The sequence below is a fragment of the Gluconobacter sp. P1D12_c genome, from assembly GCF_018812105.1.
GTDB classification, from domain to species: Bacteria; Pseudomonadota; Alphaproteobacteria; order Acetobacterales; family Acetobacteraceae; genus Gluconobacter; species Gluconobacter oxydans_A.
This window is the reverse complement of the sequence record NZ_JACSIQ010000822.1, coordinates 1-369: the sequence shown is the minus strand read 5'-3', so window position 1 is coordinate 369 and position 369 is coordinate 1. Positions and strand designations below refer to the sequence as shown.

Below are 369 nucleotides of genomic sequence, written 5' to 3'. Positions count from 1 at the left end.
ATCTGTAAGAGCGGAAACTTCACCTGTATCCAGATCAAAGCCCCTGTGATCTCCTGAGTGGAATGGCCGGTGACCCGATCACTACCGATCATGTTGCGGCCCACTGGGACGACCTGCTGCGTCTGGTCACATCCATTCGGAGTGGAACCGTGACGGCCTCGGCCATGCTGCGGAAGCTCGGATCTTATCCCCGTCAGAATGGTCTGGCTGTGGCCTTGCGTGAAGTTGGCCGGATCGAGCGGTCGGTTTTCATGCTCGACTGGATACAGGATCTTGATTTGCGCATGCGAACCCAGGCAGGCCTCAACAAGGGAGAAGCCCGGAATGCGCTGGCTCGGGCGCTCTTCTTCAACCAGCTTGGTGAGGTGA

At 58.0% G+C, this 369-nt stretch carries 1 pseudogene; it reads left to right on the top strand.

From position 1 onward, the window contains the following. Nucleotides 1–8: 8 nt before the first annotated feature. Nucleotides 9–369: pseudogene (locus KP705_RS19365) on the top strand (Tn3 family transposase); the annotation flags it as partial.